Here is a 17,736-nt window from a genome sequence, read left to right as displayed (position 1 = left end):
AGAGGTTATTTAAATGAAACACTTAATGATTATATCATTAATAACATTGTCAGTTATAGTTTTACTTTATCTTTTTAAAGATGAACTTTTTTATAAGCCAGAAAGTATAGTAAATACAAAAATAAATAATAGTTATTCAAAAGAAAAGTCTGCTAATGAAAAAAATACAGAAAATAAAGTAATTCAAACAAATGAAAAAGATACACCTGAGGAAAATAAAGATATAAATAGTTATTCAAAAGAAGCATCTGTCAAAAAAGAAAAAGTAAAAAATAAGAAAATTCAAACAAATGAAAAAAATACATCTCAGGAAAATACAGATATCCAACAAGATGAAATTGTAAAAATATTAGAAACAAAAGGGCAAGTAGTTGAGGTATCAAGAAAAGATAAAAAAATATATGGAAAAATAAAAATAAAAGATAAAGTTTTAGATTTTGAAAAAAAATATGATCCAGATATATATCTTTTATTTGAGGATGCAAAGAAGTATAATCTATCTTTGACATTTATCATTCAAAAAAAAGGTGATAAATTCTATATTGAAGAAATAAAATAGATTGTGAGGTAGAAAAATGTTTAATGCAGTTCAAAAAGAGATAATACCTGTTCCAGATAATGTAAAAAGAGCTTTAAAAGAAGTTTTAGGTGAACATAGAGTTTTAGATGATGAGATGGATAGACTTTTATATTCTTATGATGCTACAAGAATAAAGATGCTTCCAAATGTTGTTGTTATTCCAGAAACTCAAGAAGAAGTTCAAAAAATTGTAAAAATATGTTATGAGAATGAAATTCCTATAACTCCAAGAGGAGCTGGTTCAGGATATACAGGTGGAGCTTTACCAGTAAAAGGTGGTGTTTTAATATCTTTTGAAAAAATGGATAAAATTCTTGAGATAGATGAAGATAATGCAATAGCAAGAGTTCAACCGGGAGTTATAACTTTTAATCTTCAAAAAGAAGTAGAGAAAAGAGGCTTATTTTATCCGCCTGATCCTGCAAGTTATAAATTCTGTACACTTGGTGGAAACGTGGCAGAAAATGCAGGTGGTCCAAGATGTGTTAAATATGGTGTTACAAGAGAGTATGTAATGGAATTAAACACAGTAATTCATAATGGAGAGATTATCCATTCTGGAAAACCAACCTTAAAAGATGTTGCAGGATACGATATTACAAGACTTTTAATAGGTAGTGAAGGAACAATAGGATTATTTACTGAAATTACTTTAAAACTTATACCAAAACCAAAAGCAGCAAAAACAGTTAAAGCTATATTCTCAGATATTGCATCTGTTGGAAAAACTGTTAAAGATATATTTAAAGCTGGAATATCTCCTTCTGCTTTGGAATTTATGGATAATCTTGCAATAAATGCAGTTGAAGACTTTGGACATTTTGGCCTTCCAAGAGATGCAGAAGTTTTACTTTTAATAGAGGTAGATGGTCATCCTAAAGCTATAGATGATGAAATAACAGAAGTAGCAAGAATATGCGAAATGAATGGAGCAAAAGTTGAGATAGCAAAAACTACTCAAGATGCGGCAAAACTATGGGAAGCAAGAAGGGCATTATCTCCTGCAGTAGCAAAACTTGCAAGAACAAAAATAAATGAAGATATAGTATTCCCAAGAAGTTATTTACCAGAAGCTCTTCCAAGACTTAGAGAGATAGGAAAAAAATACAATCTTAAGATGGTTAATTTTGGACATATTGGTGATGGAAATGTTCATGCAAACTTTATGATAAATGGTCTTGATCCTGATGAAGTAGCAAGAGCAGAAAAAGCAGTAGAAGAAGTGTTTAATTTAGCTCTTGAATATGGTGGTTCTATTACAGGAGAACATGGAGTTGGTATTACAAAAGCAGAATTTATGCCAAAACAGTTTAAACCTCAAGAACTTGAAATAATGAAAAAGATTAAAAGAGTTTTTGATCCATTAGATTTAATAAATCCAGGGAAAATGGGTATAGATTAAAAAAATATGAATATAAAAAGATTAAAAACCTGCTTTAGATTTTAAAACTAATCTAAGAATGCTATAGTTAGCATTCTTTCCTTTATATCTCCTTTTCTATAAGAAAATAGATTTTCAGAACATATAGTACATTTTCCGCTATCTATTATTTGTTTTGCTTTAACCGTTAGCTTATCTTTTATTGCCAATTCCATATCAAAATATATTTTATTTCTATTTTTCTTTATATACTTAAAATAATCTTTTCCTATTTTTTTAAAAAAATCTTCTTTAACTTCATAACAACAAACTTTAGCATGTGGTGCAATATATGCTATTTCAATTTTATTATCAAATAGATTAATTGCATTTTCGACAATTCCTGATACTATTCCTCTCCAACCTGCATGGATAACTGCTATCTTTTTAAAATCTGACAAAACAACAGGTACACAATCAGCTGTTTTTACACCTATAGCCATATTCTTTTTATCTGTCCATATACCATCACAGCTTATATTTAGATTATTATCATTAATACTACATACTATATTAGAATGGGTTTGCTTTGGAAAAATTACATCTTTAACAGGAAGATTTTTTAGAACTTCTTCAGGATTATCTTCTTTTTCTCTATATATAATATTTAGATTTTTAAATTGCAGATGTTTCATACTTTTTAACTATCTCCTTAAATTTTTCACCTCTATCTATATAATTTTTAAACATATCAAAACTGGCACAAGCAGGGGAAAATAAAACAATTTCATTTTCTTTAGCAATTTCAAAAGCTTTTTTTACTGCATCTTCAAGAGTATTTTCTAAAAATATATTTGTATTGTAAATAAAAGATTTATCAGAAGTTAACTGTTCTTTTATCTGGTGTTTATCTCTTCCTATTAAAATAAATGCTTTAATTTTATTTTCATATTTATTTAATATTGAAAAATCACTACCTTTATTTATTCCACCAATTATTAATATAATTTTTTTATTAAAAGACTGGATAGCTTTTTCTGTAGCATGAACTGTTGTTGATTTTGCATCATTATAAATTTCAATTCCATTAATATTTTTTATAAATTCAAGTCTATGAGGAATAGGTTTAAAATCTTCAACTGATTTTTTAATTTTTTCAGGGTTTATACCAAGATTTAAAGTAGTTAAAACTGCAAAAGCTATATTCTCAAGGTTATGTTTTCCTTTTAATTTTAAATTATTAATATCAATTTCTATATTTTCTATCTTTAATAAATTTTCATTTATATATTTATTTATATCTACTGTTAAAGTTTTAGGACAGGTTTTGCCCTTTATAAGATTTTTAATTTTTGAATTAATTATTAATAAATCATCTTTTGTTTGATTTTTTATTATTTTTAGTTTGCTTAAAATATAATGTTTTCTTTTTTTATGCCAATCTAAATGGTCTGTATCTATATTTAAAATTAAAGATATATCTGCCTTAAAATTTTTTATTGAATATAACTGAAATGAAGAAAGCTCTAAAACTGCTATTGAATTATTATTGTTTTTTTCAACTATTTCTAAAAAAGGAATTCCATAATTTCCACCAATATAAACATCTTTCTTTGCATCTTTTAAAATTTTGTATATTAATGAAGATGTTGTTGTTTTTCCATCTGTTCCTGTAATTGCTATGATTTTACCTTTATAAAATCTATATCCAAACTCTATATCAGAAATAATTGGAATTTTATTTTTTTTAGCTAATTTAAAAATATTATGATAAAAAGGTATTCCTGGTGAAACTATTATTTCTTTAACTTTGTTTAAAATATCTGAATTAAAATCTTTATCATCTACAAGTTTAGCATTAATATTATGCCTTTCACAAAACTTATAAACAGAACTTCCTGTTTTTCCTTTTCCATAAATAAGAATCATAGATTTTAAAAACCTGCTAATTCTTTTAATTTTTCTTTTGGTATAGAACGATATTCATCATAAACTTTTTTTGATAAATCTGCATAATTTGATAATCCCCCTTTACCATCTAAATACCTAAAATTGGCAATTCTCATTTTTAAACTACTTGAACTTACGCCAATAAGATTTGCAACGTCTTCTGCTGTTGGATAAGATTTAGGATATCCATACAAATATATATATAGGACTTTTAAATCATCTTCTTTAGTCCATTTATGTTTCATTTTAATGAGTCTCCTATTAAAGTATTTTTTATAAAAAATAACTAGTTTTATAAATAAAAGCAATACACTATATCCTTAATATAGACTCTTAAGGATTTTATGGGATAAAAATATAGAAGCAGTTTTATCTAAGTAGTCATTTGAATTTCCACATTTTGGAGAAAATATGCAAGAAGGACAACCACCAGAACATTTACATTTTGATATATTTTTGTAAACACTTTCCATCATCTCTTTTAATCTATAAAATCCTACTTCTGCATAACCAACACCACCTTCATATCCATCATATATATATATTGTTGGTTTATTTGTATCAGGAGAAAAATTTGTAGAAATTCCACCTATATCCCATCTATCATTCATTGCAAAAAGAGGATAAATTCCAATTAAACTATGCTCAACTCCATGTAAAGCACCTATGAAAGATTTTCTTCTTTCTCTTATTCTTTTTACAATATCATTAAACCTATTTCTATCTTTTTCTGAAAGTTTGTTAAGAAATGGATTTATAGCTTTTAAAGCAATTTCCAGATAATCAAAATCTTCTTTTTCTATAAATAATCTTAAATTTTCAAAAGCTAAATCTTTATAAACAAAAAATCCTGGGGTTTCTTTATCTTTTTCAAGTAGAAAGCTTTTTAAAAGTCTTATATTATATCTAAAGTTTGCATTTATAATATACTTTTCCCAACTTTCAGGCATAGCAAACCAAAAACCTTCTGTCTCAAACTCTCTTGTTAATATCTCTTCTTCTGAAAAGAATATCTCGTTTAGTTTTTCATCTCTTTCTAAATCTCTTAATGTATATCCTAAAACAGAAGTTTTTACATTAACTTTTCCTTTAAAAAGTTCAATACTACCTAAATTTTTACTATCTTCTATTTCTATAACATCAATAAAACTTTCTTTTAAGGGTTCTGTAATATAAGAAACAGAAGTTTTTACCACATAAATAGTTTTTTCTTTCTGATCTATATGCTCAACTGCAAATTTTTCTCCATTATGTAGATAAATGGCTCCTGGATGAGCTTCATATAAAAGAATATCTTCAGATATATCTCCTATAATTTTATTTTTTACTGTTTCTACAATTTTATAGCTTTGCCCTGCTGATCTAATACTAAAAGGCTGTTGCTTAGATGCATAAAGTTTATTATTATAAAATCTGATTTTCTTTTCTTTAAAAAGCTGTCTTGCCACTTCTTTTTCTTCTTCTGTTAATTCTTGTAATTTTATAGGAAGCTCATTTGCCATTACAGGTATATGTTTTCTTAATATATGTTTGTTATATGGATTAATAATAGGTTCTTCCATCTGTCTTTGGAAAAGCTCTTCAGGATTTTTAACAAAATATTGGTCTAATGCATTTCTTTTTGGAATTAAGATATTATAAGCTTTCTTATTTCTTCTACCTGCTCTACCAAATCTCTGCCACAGCTGAGCAAGGGTTCCCGGATAACCTACTAATATACAACATTCCAAATCACCTATATCTATTCCCATTTCTAAAGCACTTGTAGATATTAAAGCAAGTATATTCCTTGTAATTGCCTTAAATTCTATCTCTCTTCTTTCTTCTGGAGTATATCCTGATCTATATGGACTTACTTTATCTATTAAATCTTCTCTACCTTTTTTTATTAAAGTATCTTTTACTCTTAAAGATAAAAGTTCTGATTCCTTTCTTGAATCAACAAACACAATGGTTGATATATCTTTTATTATATTTTCAGCAATTAAATCAGCTACTTCTAAGGTTCTCATATTTTGGTAAATCTGGATTACTTTAGGAGGACTACCTGCTCCTGATTTTGAAACTTCAACTACTTTTTCTCCAATTAATTTTGATGCAAACTTTTCAGGATTATGGATAGTTGCAGAGTTTGTAATAAAAATAGGCTTTTTTGATTTATAAAAAGCAGTTATTCTTTTTAATCTTTTTATTATATTGCATATATGAGAGCCAATAATTCCTCTATATGAGTGAATTTCATCAAGTACTACAAAATCAAGATTTTCAAAAAAAGAAGACCAAGTGGTATGATATGGAAGTATTCCAACATTAAGCATATCTGGAGTTGTAATTAAAAAGTTTGGTGGATTTTGTTTTATTTGCCTTCTTTTTTCTTTTGGAGTATCTCCATCATAAACTTCTACTGTAGCATCAAGACCTATCTCATTTATTAAATCAAGAATTTTTCCATATTGATCCCTTGCAAGAGCTTTTAATGGGAAAAGAATAATAGAAGTTGAATAAGGATTTTTTACTAATTTTTCTAATATTGAAAATATATAAATATAAGATTTACCTGATGCAGTAGGTGTTGTAATAACTACATTTTTATTATCTTTAATAAGATTTATAGCTTCTGCTTGATGAGAGTATAATTTTATCTTTTTTTCTTTTAAAAAATTTTCTAAATGTTTATTCTCAAATTTTATATCTTTAAATTGTGGACTTATAGGTAGTAAATATTTTTCATAAACCACTTTATTTTTATATTTTAAAATTTCCATAAGGCTTATAAATATACTATATTATTTATAATTTAATCAATGAATTGAAAGAACTCTAAGGAAATTTATTTTTTATCTTACATTTATTATTAAGATAAATATTTTAATTATGCATATTTTGAAATAGTTCCATTTGGATTTTCTGGCGGTTTAATTTCAGGAGAAGACTGGACTGCTTTGGAACTATCTGTTTGCACATTTTGAGCAGGAAGCATTTGTAATATATCATTTACAAGCTGTTTTTGTAAATCCATCATATCTTTATAAAGTCTTACTTGAGCTTCTGCTTGATTTTTTATTTCCATAACAATCACCTTCTTTTCAATTATTTAAACATAAATATAAAGTATCTCTAAAAATTTGCAATCTAATTAAGCAACTCTATTTCTATCTTTACCTTCTAAAAATGCTTTAATATTTTCTGCTATTTCATTTATTAATGTTTTTCTTGCTTCAATACTTGTCCACGCAATATGTGGAGTAATAAAAAGTTTTTCTTTATTCTTTATTTTTAAAAGTGGATTATCTGGAGTTATTGGCTCTTTTTCTAAAACATCAAGACCTGCTCCTGCAATAATATCTTCATTTAGTGCTTTTGCCAAGTCTTGTTCTTTAACAATGCCACCTCTACCAAGATTTAAAAGAATTGCTGATTTTTTCATTAATTTTATCTGCTCATATCCTATTAAACCTTTTGTTTTTTCATTTAAAGGTGCATGGATTGAAACAATATCTGAACTTTTTAAAAGCTCTTCTAAGGAAACTCTTTCATATTTTTCTTTTCTTTCTACTCCAGATGTTGAATAATAAATAACATTACAACCAAAGCTTTCTGCTACCTCTGCAACTCTTCTTCCAATTGTTCCAAGACCAATTATTCCCCAAGTTTTTCCTTGTATCTGCCAAAAAGGTTTTCCTATATGTGTAAAAATATCACTTTTTGCATATTCCCCAGATTTAACATACTCATCGTAGTATTTTAAATGCTCAAGTAAATAAAAAAGCATTGCAAATGTATGTTGAACAACACTTTCAGTAGAATATCCTGCTACATTTCTAACTTGAATACCTTTTTCTTTTGCATAATTAATATCTATATTGTTGTATCCTGTAGCTGCTTCACATATTAATTTTAGATTTTTGGCATTGTCAATTATCTCTTTATCAATTACAACTTTATTTGTAATAATAATATCTGCATCTTTAGTCCTTTCTAAAGCAAGCTCTTTTGATAAAGTAGTTTTATAAGATATAAACTCTCCAAACTGGTTAAAAATAGAAAGATCTATATCATCTCCAACTGTTTTCGAGTCTAAAAATACTATTTTCATTTTTAACTCCTATTAAAAAGTTCTTCTAAGATGGATATTTCTATCTTATTTTTTATATTTTTTAAAGATTTTACAAAATATTTCTTTGCTTTTTCTTGTATCTCTGAAATATTCCCCTCAAATACTGCTTTTTCATTATCTTTTTCAACAGTCATAATATATATATTTCTTTCTGTATCAAGTTCTAAAGTGATGCTTATACCTTTATCTGTTTTAATTTTTTCTATTAATTTCTTCATCTTGCACCTCTTTTAATGCTTTTATTAAATTTTCAATTTCTTCATATTTATGATTATAACTCAAAGTTATTCTTAATCTACATTCTCCTTCCGGCACTGTTGGAGGTCTTATTGCTTGTACAAAAAATCCTTTTTCAAGTAGTTTATCTCTATAGTATATAGCTCTTTCTGGTGTATTTAATATTAAAGAGATAATAGGAACACCATAATATTTTATATTAAATTCTCTTTCTTTTAATTTTTCATATAAATATTTAGCTTTTTGTAAAACATCTTTTCTTCTTTCTGGCTGATTTATTAATATCTTAAGATTTTCTAAGGATATAAAATTTTGTATCGGAGACAAAGCAGTTGTAAATATAGCTGTTCTCATTTTGTTTACTAAATAATCTATTAAAAGATTTGTGCCACATATGAAAGATCCATAACTTCCAACTGCTTTTGATAAAGTCCCCATCTGAACAACTCTTTTATTTGGTTTTAACCCAAAATGAAATAAACTGCCTTTTCCTTCTCCTAAAATCCCTGTTGAATGAGCATCGTCTATAATTAAAACTGCATCATATTTTTCTGCAATTTCATATAATTTATCCAGTTTTGCAATATCTCCTTCCATACTAAAAACACCATCAGTTATTATAAATCTATTTCCATTAACCTTTTCTTTTTTTATCTTTTCTTCTAAATCTTCAATATTGTTATGTTTATAAATAACTTTTTTAGCTTTAGAAAGTCTAATACCATCTATTATTGATGCATGATTTAAACTGTCAGAAAAGATAATATCTTTTTCAGTTGTAATGGCAGATATTAAACCAACATTAGCAAGATAACCAGAACCTACCACAATACAGTTTTCTGTTTCTTTAAAAGAAGAAAGTTTTTCTTCTAATTTCTTTTGAATCTCTGTATATCCAGAAATATGTGTAGATGCACCACTTCCAAGAGAAAGATTTTTTATATTTTTGCATAAATTCTCTTTTGTAATTGGATTATCTTTTAATCCAAGATAGTCATTAGATGAAAAATTTATTATGTTTTCTTTTAATATTAGTCTATTTCTTTTAAGTTCCTTTATTTCTAAGGATTTTAAGCTGTTTAGTAAAAATTTTTCAAAATTCATCATAATTGACTTGAAGGTTAACTTTAGTTATCATTTATTAACTCTGGGGGAAAAAATTTATAGCTATGTATAATATTATAGATATAAAAAAAATTATATCTTATTTATATTTAATCGCCACATCCAGCATTATTATATATGCTATTATACATTATTTTTACGGTGATTTAAAAGCTTACTTGCCATTTTATATAGTATCTGAAATTGGACTTACATCTGGATTTATATATCTACAAAGAACAAATAAATACGAAATATCTATATTAATAATGCTTATTTCTTCAGCAGTAGTTACATATGCTGCATTTTCTTTGGTGGAATAAATAATTTTGGATTAATATGGTCTATTCTTTTAGTAGCTATCTCTTATCATCTTCTTCCTGTAAGAATAGCAAATATATTTAATTTTTCATATTTATTTGTATTGATATTTACTACAATTGCCCATTTAATAGGTATTATAAATTTACCATACAAACCTATCTCCTATATAACTTTTTATTTAGCAATCTTTTTGATTATATATATTGGTAATAGCTTTATTAAAGAAACTGTTAATACTTTAAATCTTCTTTATGAAGTAGCAAATTTTGATACTTTAACTAATGTTTATAATAGAAGAAAATTATATGAAATATTAGAGTATGAAATTGAAAAAGTAAAAAGATATAAGAGGCCTTTATCTCTAATGATTATAGATATAGATGATTTTAAAAAAATAAATGATACTTATGGACATAATTTTGGTGATGAAATTTTAAAAGAAGTTGCAAAAATTTTAAAATCAAATATTAGAAAGATTGATTATGTTGGGAGATTAGGAGGTGAAGAATTTCTTGTTATTTTACCTGAGACAACTAAGGAAGAAGCTTTCTTCGTTGGAGAAAAATTAAGATCTGCAGTAGAAAGATATTTTGAAGCAAACTATGGTAAAAAACTAACAATCTCAATAGGTATTTCTGAACTTGATGAATCTTTATTATGTAATGAAGATTGTAAACTAGAAAAAATTATATTAGATTTAATTGAAGTTGCTGATAAATCTCTTTATATAGCAAAAAGAAATGGAAAAAATATGGTAATTATATCTTAATGCGCCCGGAGGGACTTGAACCCCCAACCTTGTGATCCGTAGTCACATGCTCTATCCAGTTGAGCTACGGGCGCGAAATTAAGCAATGGATTTTAGCTTTTCTTCTTGATCTTTCAATATAAGTTGATCTATTATTTCGTCTAAATCACCATCTAATATTTCATGAATTCTATGAGATGTATATCCTATTCTATGGTCTGTAACTCTATTTTGTGGAAAATTATATGTTCTTATTTTTTCACTTCTATCTCCAGTTCCAACTTGAGATTTTCTTTCTTTTTCTATTTTTTCTCTTTCTATTCTATCGTAATAATCTTTTAATCTGGTTCTTAAAATCTGCATAGCTTTAGCTCTATTTTGTATTTGAGATCTTTCCTGTTGACAAGAAACAACTATACCTGTTGGTATATGAGTAATTCTTACTGCTGAATCTGTTGTATTAACATGCTGTCCACCTGCACCTGATGCTCTCATTGTTTCTATTCTTAAGTCGTCAGGATTTATTTTTACATCTACTTCTTCTGCTTCTGGTAATACTGCAACAGTTACTGTTGAGGTATGTATTCTTCCTGAACTTTCTGTTTCTGGCACCCTTTGAACTCTATGAACACCACTTTCATACTTTAATTTTGAATAAGCACCTTCTCCTTTTATTAAAGCTATAGCCTCTTTCACTCCGCCCCTTTCATTTTCATGTAAACTTAAAATTTCAAATTTCCAGCCATGTTTTTCTGCATATCTTTGGTACATTCTTAAAAGTTCAGCGGCAAATAAAGCTGCCTCATCTCCTCCAGCACCTTGTCTAATCTCAAGAATAACATCTTTTTCATCATTTGGATCTTTTGGTATAAGAGCAAGTTCAATTTCCTTTTCAAGTCTTTCTTTTTCTTTTCTTAAAGATTCAAGCTCTTCTTCTGCAAGATCCTTTATTTCTTCATCTTGAGAATTTAAAAGTTCTTTTGCCTCTTTGATGTCTGCATTTACCTTATCATACTGATCAAATAAATTAACTATATGAGATAAATTTTTATGTTCTTTTGCAATCTCCTGAAGTTTTTTTGGATTAGATGTTACTTCAGGAGATGATAATTTTTCCTCTATGTCTTTTAGCTTTTTTTTAAATTCCTCTTTTTTTAAAAGTAATGTTTTTTTCATTGCTCGTTAGAAACGCCTTTTAACTCCAAAAATAATGGTTTTACTTTTAACTTACCAACATAAAATGGATGGCATTGGTTACAAACCTCAATATGAACAGTTCCACCTTTAGTAGAAAGAAGTTCAAACTGGTTTCCACAACTACATACAAATTTCGTAGGCTCAATATTAGGGTGTATTCCTTTTTTCAATTTATTACCTCCATAAAATTTTTCAAGAATTGCAAACAAATATTGTATAATTTTTAAATTTCTATATCAAGCATTCATAGATTTTAAGAACTCCTCATTTGTTTTAAATTTAGAAAGCTTACTTAATAAAAATTCCATTGCTTCAACTTCGTCCATTGTTGAAAGGAATTTTCTAAGTATCCATAATCTTTGGAGTTCCCAATCTTCAAGTAAAAGTTCTTCTTTTCTAGTACCTGATTTTGCTATATTAATAGCAGGGAATATTCTTCTTTCCATAAGTTTTCTATCAAGGTAAAGTTCCATATTACCAGTTCCCTTAAATTCTTCAAATATAACATCGTCCATTCTTGAACCTGTCTCTACTAAGGCTGTAGCAAGAATAGTTAAGCTTCCTCCTTCTTCTATATTTCTTGCAGCTCCAAAGAATTTTTTTGGTCTTTGTAAAGCAGTAGCCTCAATACCTCCTGATAAAACTCTTCCTGTGGGTGGTGTAATTGCATTTGAAGCTCTTGCAAGCCTTGTAATTGAATCTAAAAGAATAACAACATCATGTCCGTTTTCTACAAGTCTTTTAGCCCTTTCAATAATAAGTTCTGCTACATGCACATGTCTTTCTGGTGGCTCATCAAATGTTGATGCAACAACTTCTGCACCTTCCCCAACTATTCTTCTCATTTCTGTAACTTCTTCTGGTCTTTCATCAACAAGTAAAATAATTATATAAACTTCAGGATGATTTTTAATTAAAGCTTTTGCAATCCTTTGTATTAAAACTGTTTTACCTGCTTTTGGTGGTGCAACAATTAATCCTCTTTGCCCTTTACCTATTGGCGAAACTAAACTTACAACCCTTGTTGATAAATCAGAAGGATCATACTCTAAATTAAACCTTTCTGTAGGATGAAATGGTGTTAATCTATCAAAGCTTTTTCTTGGTCTTAACTGTTCAGGTTTTATTCCATTTACAGTATCTATTTTTATTAAAGCTCTATATTTTTCTCCTTCCCTTGGAAGTCTTGCTATACCTACTATATAATCTCCTGTTTTAAGTCCAAATTTTTTAATTTGAGAAGGAGATACATATATATCAGACGAGTGAGGATTATAATTATTCTCTATAGATCTTATAAAACCATATCCTTCAGGTAAAACTTCTAAAACACCTTGTATAAAATTTAATCCTTCTTCTTGTGCTTTTTTTTCTAAAATTTTTGTTATTAATTCCTGTTTTTTTAAACCTGTTGTTCTTGATAAGCCTATATCTTTCCCAAGTTTTTGAAGTTCTGCAAGAGTCATTTTCTGCATTTGATCTAAAGTAATATCCTTAATATTTATGGTTTGTGCCATTTTCTGTAATCCTCCTTGATTATTTTCCGATACAAAAAGAACTGAAAATTTTTCCTAAAATATCTTCAGTTGCTATTTCTCCAATTATTTCAGACAGATAATTCTCTGCTTCTTTTATATCAATCATTAAAATTTCTTTAAAGTCTTTATAATTTTCAAAATTTGTATAGATTTTATTTAATACATCTAAAGCTTTTTTTAAACTTTCTTGATGTCTTAGATTAATATAAATTTCAGAATCACTATCTTCAGTTAAATGTAAATTTTTGAGTATTTCTTTTTCTAATTCAGAGATTCCTTTTTGACTTTTTACACTTGTATATATTATATCTTTAAAATAACATTTTTTCTGATTTTTATCAAGTATTAAATCAGTTTTATTACCAACTATTATTGGATTTTTATCTTTTACTTCTTCATATATTTTTTTATCTTCTTCTGTAAATCCTTCACTTACATCAAAAACAAATAAGACTATATCTGCTTCTTTTATTTTCTCTTTTGTTTTTTCAATTCCTATTTTCTCTATCTCATCTTTTGCATCTCTTACTCCAGCAGTATCAATTAATCTAATTGGTATTCCATCTATTTGATAACTTTCTTCTATAAAATCTCTTGTTGTTCCTTGTATATCTGAGACTATTGCCCTTTCATATCCAACTAAGGCATTAAACAATGAAGATTTACCAACATTTGGTCTTCCAACTATAGCAAGTTTTATACCTTCATTTATAATTTTTCCTTTTTTATATGTTGAAATTAATTTTTTTATTTCATCAATAACTTCTTTTAAATTTTCTTTTACAATATTCATATCAATCTCTTCAACATCTTCTGGGAAATTAAGTTCTGCTTCTATTAACATATTTATATTCATTAATTTTTCTTTTAATTTTTTTATCTGTTTTGAAAGTTTTCCTTCAAGTAAATTTACTGCTGCTTTTGTTGCTTTCTCTGTTTTAGCTTCTATAAGTTGAGCAATTGCTTCTGCTTGAGTAAGGTCAATCTTGCCATTTAAAAAAGCTCTTTTTGTAAATTCTCCTGGCTGTGCAAATCTTGCTCCTTTTTCTATAGTCTGTTTTATAATCTGTTTTACGACTGGAACACTTCCATGGGTTTGTATCTCTACAACATCTTCTCCAGTAAAACTATTTGGTGCTTTAAAATATATAAATAGGCCTTCATCTATAATATTTCCTTTATCATCTATAAATTTACCAAAATAAACCTTTCTAGGTTCAATATTATTTTTCCTTGAAAAGATAGATTTACCTATTTTTAAAGCATCTTTACCACTAATTCTTATTATTGAAACTGCTGAAGCTACTAAAGGAGTTGCATTAGCAACTATTGTATCTTTTTCCATTGTTTATCAAAGACTAAAACAGATTTCTCTTAAAATATCCAAAATAATAAGTTTTTCAAGCTTTTTTCCCTTCTTTATTCATTGATTTATTTATAATAAAACTTTGGAAAACTCCAAGTATATTATTTGTAAGCCAGTATAAAACAAGCCCAGCAGGGAAACTCATAAATAAGAAAGTAAATACAGCTGCCATTACATACATTATTATTTTTTGATTTTTATCTGAAGAAGGAGTTATCCATTGTTGAGCTACCATAGATAATCCCATTAATATAGGCAGAATATAATAAGGATCTTGCTGTGATAAATCTGGAATCCATAAAAATGGAACATTTTTTAACTCTACAGTAACTAATAAAACATTATAAAGAGCAATAAATATAGGTATTTGAGCTATAATTGGGAGACAACCACTCATTGGGTTTGCACCGTGTTCTGCATAAAGTTTCATCATTTCAGCTTGGAGTTTTTGAGGATCATCTTTGTATTTCTTTTGCAGCTTTTTTATTTCTGGAGCAAGATCTGCCATCCTTTTCATAGCTTTTAAAGATTTATGATTTAATGGGAATAAAATAATTCTTAATATAACAGTTAAGATAATTATTGCTAAAGCCCAGTTATGGATAAATGAGTAAATAAAATGTAAAACTAAGAATAAAGGTTTTCCAAGTATTCCAAATATTCCAAAATCAATTGTATTTCTTAAAGAAAGATCTTTTCCCCAAGCTTTTTTATATTTATCTTCTATCTGTCCAAGTAAAGAATATAATTTTGGACCTCCAAAGAAAAAGCCATCTAAATTACCTTTTATTTCAGAAAGGGTTACTGTAGTTTCTTTTGCTATAGGTATTACATAAGTTGTGCTAAATCCTGATTTGTTAGCTAAAGCTTGGAGGAAATATTTATTTTCTTCACCTGCCCAGATAATATTACCTCTAATAATCTGGGTTGTTTTGATATCAGCATCTATTTTTATTAAATCTTTGTCTGTTTTGATCAAAGAGCCTATATGTCCAAAAGCTGATTTTTCAGGATCAGGAGTAATTCCATTAATTACAGCAATTCCAACATTATTTAAACCTGAATAATTTAATTTATAAGAAATAGTTTCATCAGGATTTAAGATAAATTCTTTAGTTATTGAAATTCCATCTTTTTTTAAGGTAAAAATATATTTATTGCCTTCTTGTTTAAAATCATACTTAGAAAAATTTATTAAAGCTGTCAATTTTGGATTTGTTGTTATTATTTCTGTAGGAAATATTTTATTTTCCTTTGCTACTTTACTTATACTATCTGTTTTATATTTATCCATATAAATAGATATTATCCTTGCACCAATTCTAGATATTTTTACTGTTCCATAACTAGTTTTTATTTCAACTATATCTTTAAAATCATCTGCTTTAAATCTTTCATTATTTAACAAAAGGTCGTAACTACCTGATTGAGAATATGTTATTTGCTGAGGATTCTTTTGTTTTGGAGAAGATTGATTGTTAGATTCTTGTTTTACAACTTGAGATTGATTTGTTTTATTTTCAACTTTTCCCGTAGGTGGATTAATTATCTGATTAATAACTGTATATCCAATAAGAAGAACTGAAACTATAACAAAGAACATTAATGTTCTTTTGTGCATATCATTGTCTTGATTAAACATCTATATACCTCTCTTTATGGTTTATCTATTCCACCTTTTGAAAAAGGATTACATCTTAATATTCTCCATATAGCTTTAACACTACCTTTTAAAACACCATACTTTTCTATAGCCTCTATACTATAATGGGAACATGTAGGATAATACCTGCAAGAAGAAGGAAATGCAGGTGAGATAAATCTCTGATAGAACTTAATAAAATTAATTAAAATTTTTTTCATTTAACTCTCTTAAAAACTCTATCAAAGCTTTTATATCTTTATTTAAATCAGACATTTTCTTTTTTAACAGATTTTTTTTTGGTACTAAAACTATATCATAACTAAAATTTTTCATTTTTGGAAGAACTAATCTTAATGCTTCCCTTAATATCCTTTTTACTCTATTTCTTTCTACAGCTTTTTTAGAAAATTTTTTAGATACAACAAATGCAAATCTTGGATAATTAAGATTATTCTTTTTTATTAATGCTATAAAATAAATTCCTTTAAAACTTATTCCTGTTTTTAAAATATCTTTTATCTCTTTAGATTTCTTTATTGTAATTAAACTGCCAATCTTTTTCTACCTTTTCTTCTTCTTCTTGCAAGTATTTTTCTTCCTGATTTAGTTCTTTTTCTTGCTAAAAAACCTGAAGTTCTTTTTCTTTTTTTGTTTGATAAATTATTATGTATTTTTTCAGCCATTTATAAAAAACCTCCTTAATAGTTAGAATAAAAAAAGCGTATCTCAAGGATACGCTTTTAAAAAAAGGCTAAAAATTATATCACAAAAATTTTAAATTATTATCCTCTAGTAAATCCTGCAGAACCGTCGTAGATTCCTGTAAACATGAATATGATTGCAATTAAGAAACCATAAAGAACAAAAGTTTCTATAAGTGCCATACCAATAAACATTGTTGTTAAAAGTTTAGGACCCATATTAGGGTTTCTTGCCATTCCTTCAATAACACCTTGAACTGCAGAACCAAGACCTGCACCACCACCACCAGCAGCAGCACCTACTGCAACTCCAGCACCTATTGCAAGTGCACCATAAAATATAGCTTTTGCAATTTTCTCAGCATCTGCACTGCCAAGATCAGCAAAAGCTCCTGTATATGCACCTGCAACTAAGAGTAAGAGCATGAAAACTGTAAATTTTCTCATAAAGTATGACCTCCTTAGATATTTAATTTATTTAGTTATCAAAACAGGACATTTAATTTTTGGTGTAATTGATAAATATTTTTCAGCAAGTATTGCTAAATCTACTTTGTTTTCTTCTACGTATCTTGTTAAATTATCTTTACCACAACAGAAAAACTCATATTTATAATTTCCTTCAAATTCTTTCATATATTCTTCAAATATTTTTTTTACTTTTTCTTTTGTTTTTTCTTCTACATTAATATCTAAAGGAAATGCAAATAAATTTGCATAATCTTCAGCTGCTTTAACTTCTTCCATATCGTAAAACAGTATTAACTCAGCATTTGATAATTTTGCTAATGTTTTTCCCCACTCTATTGCTTTAACTGAGCTTGCAGTTATATCTATATTTACTATTATCTTTTTGATATCTACCATTT

Annotated in this window: 22 protein-coding genes and 1 tRNA gene; 4 read left to right on the top strand and 19 right to left on the bottom strand. The window is 27.1% G+C overall.

From position 1 onward, the window contains the following. Positions 1-13 precede the first annotated feature (13 nt). Both CLV39_RS07595 and CLV39_RS07590 read left to right on the top strand, forming a co-directional pair. Positions 14-559, top strand: a complete 546-nt coding sequence (locus CLV39_RS07595; protein ID WP_121923644.1) for a hypothetical protein — start codon at positions 14-16, stop codon at positions 557-559. Positions 560-575: 16 nt separating this feature from the next. After that, positions 576-1,982, top strand: a complete 1,407-nt coding sequence (locus tag CLV39_RS07590) for an FAD-binding oxidoreductase (protein WP_121923643.1) — start codon at positions 576-578, stop codon at positions 1,980-1,982. A 47-nt stretch (positions 1,983-2,029) separates the two neighbouring features. On the opposite strand, the gene CLV39_RS07585 is transcribed toward CLV39_RS07590, so the two are convergent. The 8 genes from CLV39_RS07585 to CLV39_RS07550 all read right to left on the bottom strand — a co-directional run bounded on the left by CLV39_RS07585 (position 2,030) and on the right by CLV39_RS07550 (position 9,351). Beyond that, the gene (locus CLV39_RS07585; protein ID WP_121923642.1) at positions 2,030-2,635 is read right to left on the bottom strand and encodes a polyphenol oxidase family protein; all 606 of its coding nucleotides are present in this window, start codon (positions 2,633-2,635) and stop codon (positions 2,030-2,032) included. After that, the gene (gene murD, locus CLV39_RS07580; RefSeq protein ID WP_121923641.1) at positions 2,616-3,869 is read right to left on the bottom strand and encodes a UDP-N-acetylmuramoyl-L-alanine--D-glutamate ligase; all 1,254 of its coding nucleotides are present in this window, start codon (positions 3,867-3,869) and stop codon (positions 2,616-2,618) included. The genes CLV39_RS07585 and murD overlap by 20 nt, the downstream gene beginning before the upstream one ends. Positions 3,870-3,874: 5 nt before the next feature. Next, positions 3,875-4,135 (bottom strand): hypothetical protein, encoded by a 261-nt coding sequence (locus CLV39_RS07575; protein WP_121923640.1) that lies wholly within the window; start codon positions 4,133-4,135, stop codon positions 3,875-3,877. A gap of 75 nt (positions 4,136-4,210) precedes the next feature. Beyond that, positions 4,211-6,655 carry a DEAD/DEAH box helicase gene (locus CLV39_RS07570; RefSeq protein WP_121923639.1) on the bottom strand — a complete coding sequence of 815 codons (2,445 nt, stop codon included), beginning with the start codon at positions 6,653-6,655 and terminating at the stop codon, positions 4,211-4,213. A gap of 107 nt (positions 6,656-6,762) precedes the next feature. After that, entirely contained in the window at positions 6,763-6,960 is a 198-nt protein-coding gene (locus CLV39_RS07565; protein ID WP_121923638.1) for a hypothetical protein, read from the bottom strand. A gap of 66 nt (positions 6,961-7,026) precedes the next feature. Further along, positions 7,027-7,986 carry a D-2-hydroxyacid dehydrogenase gene (locus CLV39_RS07560; RefSeq protein WP_121923637.1) on the bottom strand — a complete coding sequence of 320 codons (960 nt, stop codon included), beginning with the start codon at positions 7,984-7,986 and terminating at the stop codon, positions 7,027-7,029. A 2-nt stretch (positions 7,987-7,988) separates the two neighbouring features. After that, entirely contained in the window at positions 7,989-8,225 is a 237-nt protein-coding gene (locus tag CLV39_RS07555; RefSeq protein WP_121923636.1) for a hypothetical protein, read from the bottom strand. Continuing rightward, positions 8,200-9,351: an aminotransferase class I/II-fold pyridoxal phosphate-dependent enzyme gene (locus tag CLV39_RS07550; RefSeq protein WP_121923635.1), complete on the bottom strand. Its 1,152-nt coding sequence runs from the start codon at positions 9,349-9,351 to the stop codon at positions 8,200-8,202. The genes CLV39_RS07555 and CLV39_RS07550 overlap by 26 nt, the downstream gene beginning before the upstream one ends. Positions 9,352-9,413: 62 nt before the next feature. On the opposite strand from CLV39_RS07550, the gene CLV39_RS07545 reads away from it, so the two are divergent. Together CLV39_RS07545 and CLV39_RS07540 are read left to right on the top strand one after the other, a co-directional pair. Next, positions 9,414-9,671: a hypothetical protein gene (locus CLV39_RS07545; protein ID WP_121923634.1), complete on the top strand. Its 258-nt coding sequence runs from the start codon at positions 9,414-9,416 to the stop codon at positions 9,669-9,671. A 191-nt stretch (positions 9,672-9,862) separates the two neighbouring features. Next, positions 9,863-10,441 carry a GGDEF domain-containing protein gene (locus CLV39_RS07540; protein WP_170145623.1) on the top strand — a complete coding sequence of 193 codons (579 nt, stop codon included), beginning with the start codon at positions 9,863-9,865 and terminating at the stop codon, positions 10,439-10,441. Here CLV39_RS07540 and CLV39_RS07535 read toward each other — a convergent pair. The 11 genes from CLV39_RS07535 to CLV39_RS07485 form a co-directional block, all read right to left on the bottom strand. Next, positions 10,442-10,515, bottom strand: a tRNA-Arg gene (locus tag CLV39_RS07535). It lies immediately after the preceding gene. Between the two features lie 4 nt (positions 10,516-10,519). Next, entirely contained in the window at positions 10,520-11,596 is a 1,077-nt protein-coding gene (gene prfA / locus CLV39_RS07530) for a peptide chain release factor 1 (protein ID WP_121923632.1), read from the bottom strand. Further along, positions 11,593-11,787, bottom strand: coding sequence for a 50S ribosomal protein L31 (gene rpmE, locus CLV39_RS07525; protein ID WP_121923631.1), 195 nt, complete (start codon positions 11,785-11,787; stop codon positions 11,593-11,595). The genes prfA and rpmE overlap by 4 nt, the downstream gene beginning before the upstream one ends. A 66-nt stretch (positions 11,788-11,853) precedes the next feature. Beyond that, positions 11,854-13,134, bottom strand: coding sequence for a transcription termination factor Rho (rho, locus tag CLV39_RS07520; protein WP_121923630.1), 1,281 nt, complete (start codon positions 13,132-13,134; stop codon positions 11,854-11,856). A gap of 19 nt (positions 13,135-13,153) precedes the next feature. After that, positions 13,154-14,500 (bottom strand): tRNA uridine-5-carboxymethylaminomethyl(34) synthesis GTPase MnmE, encoded by a 1,347-nt coding sequence (mnmE, locus tag CLV39_RS07515; protein ID WP_121923629.1) that lies wholly within the window; start codon positions 14,498-14,500, stop codon positions 13,154-13,156. Positions 14,501-14,555: 55 nt separating this feature from the next. Next, entirely contained in the window at positions 14,556-16,163 is a 1,608-nt protein-coding gene (gene yidC / locus CLV39_RS07510) for a membrane protein insertase YidC (protein ID WP_121923628.1), read from the bottom strand. Positions 16,164-16,177: 14 nt separating this feature from the next. Next, a complete protein-coding gene (gene yidD, locus CLV39_RS07505; protein ID WP_121923627.1) occupies positions 16,178-16,384 on the bottom strand; it encodes a membrane protein insertion efficiency factor YidD in 207 nt (68 codons plus the stop codon). Continuing rightward, positions 16,365-16,703, bottom strand: coding sequence for a ribonuclease P protein component (gene rnpA / locus CLV39_RS07500; protein ID WP_281271988.1), 339 nt, complete (start codon positions 16,701-16,703; stop codon positions 16,365-16,367). The genes yidD and rnpA overlap by 20 nt, the downstream gene beginning before the upstream one ends. A gap of 5 nt (positions 16,704-16,708) precedes the next feature. Beyond that, the gene (gene rpmH / locus CLV39_RS07495; RefSeq protein ID WP_121923625.1) at positions 16,709-16,849 is read right to left on the bottom strand and encodes a 50S ribosomal protein L34; all 141 of its coding nucleotides are present in this window, start codon (positions 16,847-16,849) and stop codon (positions 16,709-16,711) included. Positions 16,850-16,948: 99 nt separating this feature from the next. Beyond that, complete coding sequence (locus tag CLV39_RS07490; RefSeq protein ID WP_121923624.1) at positions 16,949-17,314, bottom strand: ATP synthase F0 subunit C; 366 nt, start codon at positions 17,312-17,314, stop codon at positions 16,949-16,951. Between the two features lie 27 nt (positions 17,315-17,341). Next, complete coding sequence (locus CLV39_RS07485) at positions 17,342-17,734, bottom strand: adenine nucleotide alpha hydrolase family protein (protein ID WP_121923623.1); 393 nt, start codon at positions 17,732-17,734, stop codon at positions 17,342-17,344. Positions 17,735-17,736: the final 2 nt, after the last annotated feature.

It is taken from the genome of Hydrogenothermus marinus (assembly GCF_003688665.1).
Classification (GTDB): domain Bacteria; phylum Aquificota; class Aquificia; order Aquificales; family Hydrogenothermaceae; genus Hydrogenothermus; species Hydrogenothermus marinus.
The sequence above is the reverse complement of the archived record's forward strand: the minus strand, read 5'-3'. Positions and strand labels throughout refer to the sequence as shown.

Excerpts from the sequence above, each read along its gene's own strand:
- CLV39_RS07560 (WP_121923637.1), bottom strand. The coding sequence starts at position 7,986 with ATGAAAATAGTATTTTTAGACTCGAAAACAGTTGGAGATGATATAGAT.
- CLV39_RS07595 (WP_121923644.1), top strand. The coding sequence starts at position 14 with ATGAAACACTTAATGATTATATCATTAATAACATTGTCAGTTATAGTT.
- prfA (WP_121923632.1), bottom strand. The coding sequence starts at position 11,596 with ATGAAAAAAACATTACTTTTAAAAAAAGAGGAATTTAAAAAAAAGCTA.
- yidD (WP_121923627.1), bottom strand. The coding sequence starts at position 16,384 with ATGAAAAAAATTTTAATTAATTTTATTAAGTTCTATCAGAGATTTATC.
- CLV39_RS07555 (WP_121923636.1), bottom strand. The coding sequence starts at position 8,225 with ATGAAGAAATTAATAGAAAAAATTAAAACAGATAAAGGTATAAGCATC.
- CLV39_RS07490 (WP_121923624.1), bottom strand. The coding sequence starts at position 17,314 with ATGAGAAAATTTACAGTTTTCATGCTCTTACTCTTAGTTGCAGGTGCA.
- CLV39_RS07575 (WP_121923640.1), bottom strand. The coding sequence starts at position 4,135 with ATGAAACATAAATGGACTAAAGAAGATGATTTAAAAGTCCTATATATA.
- CLV39_RS07485 (WP_121923623.1), bottom strand. The coding sequence starts at position 17,734 with ATGGTAGATATCAAAAAGATAATAGTAAATATAGATATAACTGCAAGC.
- rpmH (WP_121923625.1), bottom strand. The coding sequence starts at position 16,849 with ATGGCTGAAAAAATACATAATAATTTATCAAACAAAAAAAGAAAAAGA.
- CLV39_RS07590 (WP_121923643.1), top strand. The coding sequence starts at position 576 with ATGTTTAATGCAGTTCAAAAAGAGATAATACCTGTTCCAGATAATGTA.
- CLV39_RS07545 (WP_121923634.1), top strand. The coding sequence starts at position 9,414 with ATGTATAATATTATAGATATAAAAAAAATTATATCTTATTTATATTTA.
- murD (WP_121923641.1), bottom strand. The coding sequence starts at position 3,869 with ATGATTCTTATTTATGGAAAAGGAAAAACAGGAAGTTCTGTTTATAAG.
- CLV39_RS07585 (WP_121923642.1), bottom strand. The coding sequence starts at position 2,635 with ATGAAACATCTGCAATTTAAAAATCTAAATATTATATATAGAGAAAAA.
- mnmE (WP_121923629.1), bottom strand. The coding sequence starts at position 14,500 with ATGGAAAAAGATACAATAGTTGCTAATGCAACTCCTTTAGTAGCTTCA.
- CLV39_RS07570 (WP_121923639.1), bottom strand. The coding sequence starts at position 6,655 with ATGGAAATTTTAAAATATAAAAATAAAGTGGTTTATGAAAAATATTTA.
- yidC (WP_121923628.1), bottom strand. The coding sequence starts at position 16,163 with ATGTTTAATCAAGACAATGATATGCACAAAAGAACATTAATGTTCTTT.
- CLV39_RS07550 (WP_121923635.1), bottom strand. The coding sequence starts at position 9,351 with ATGATGAATTTTGAAAAATTTTTACTAAACAGCTTAAAATCCTTAGAA.
- CLV39_RS07565 (WP_121923638.1), bottom strand. The coding sequence starts at position 6,960 with ATGGAAATAAAAAATCAAGCAGAAGCTCAAGTAAGACTTTATAAAGAT.
- rho (WP_121923630.1), bottom strand. The coding sequence starts at position 13,134 with ATGGCACAAACCATAAATATTAAGGATATTACTTTAGATCAAATGCAG.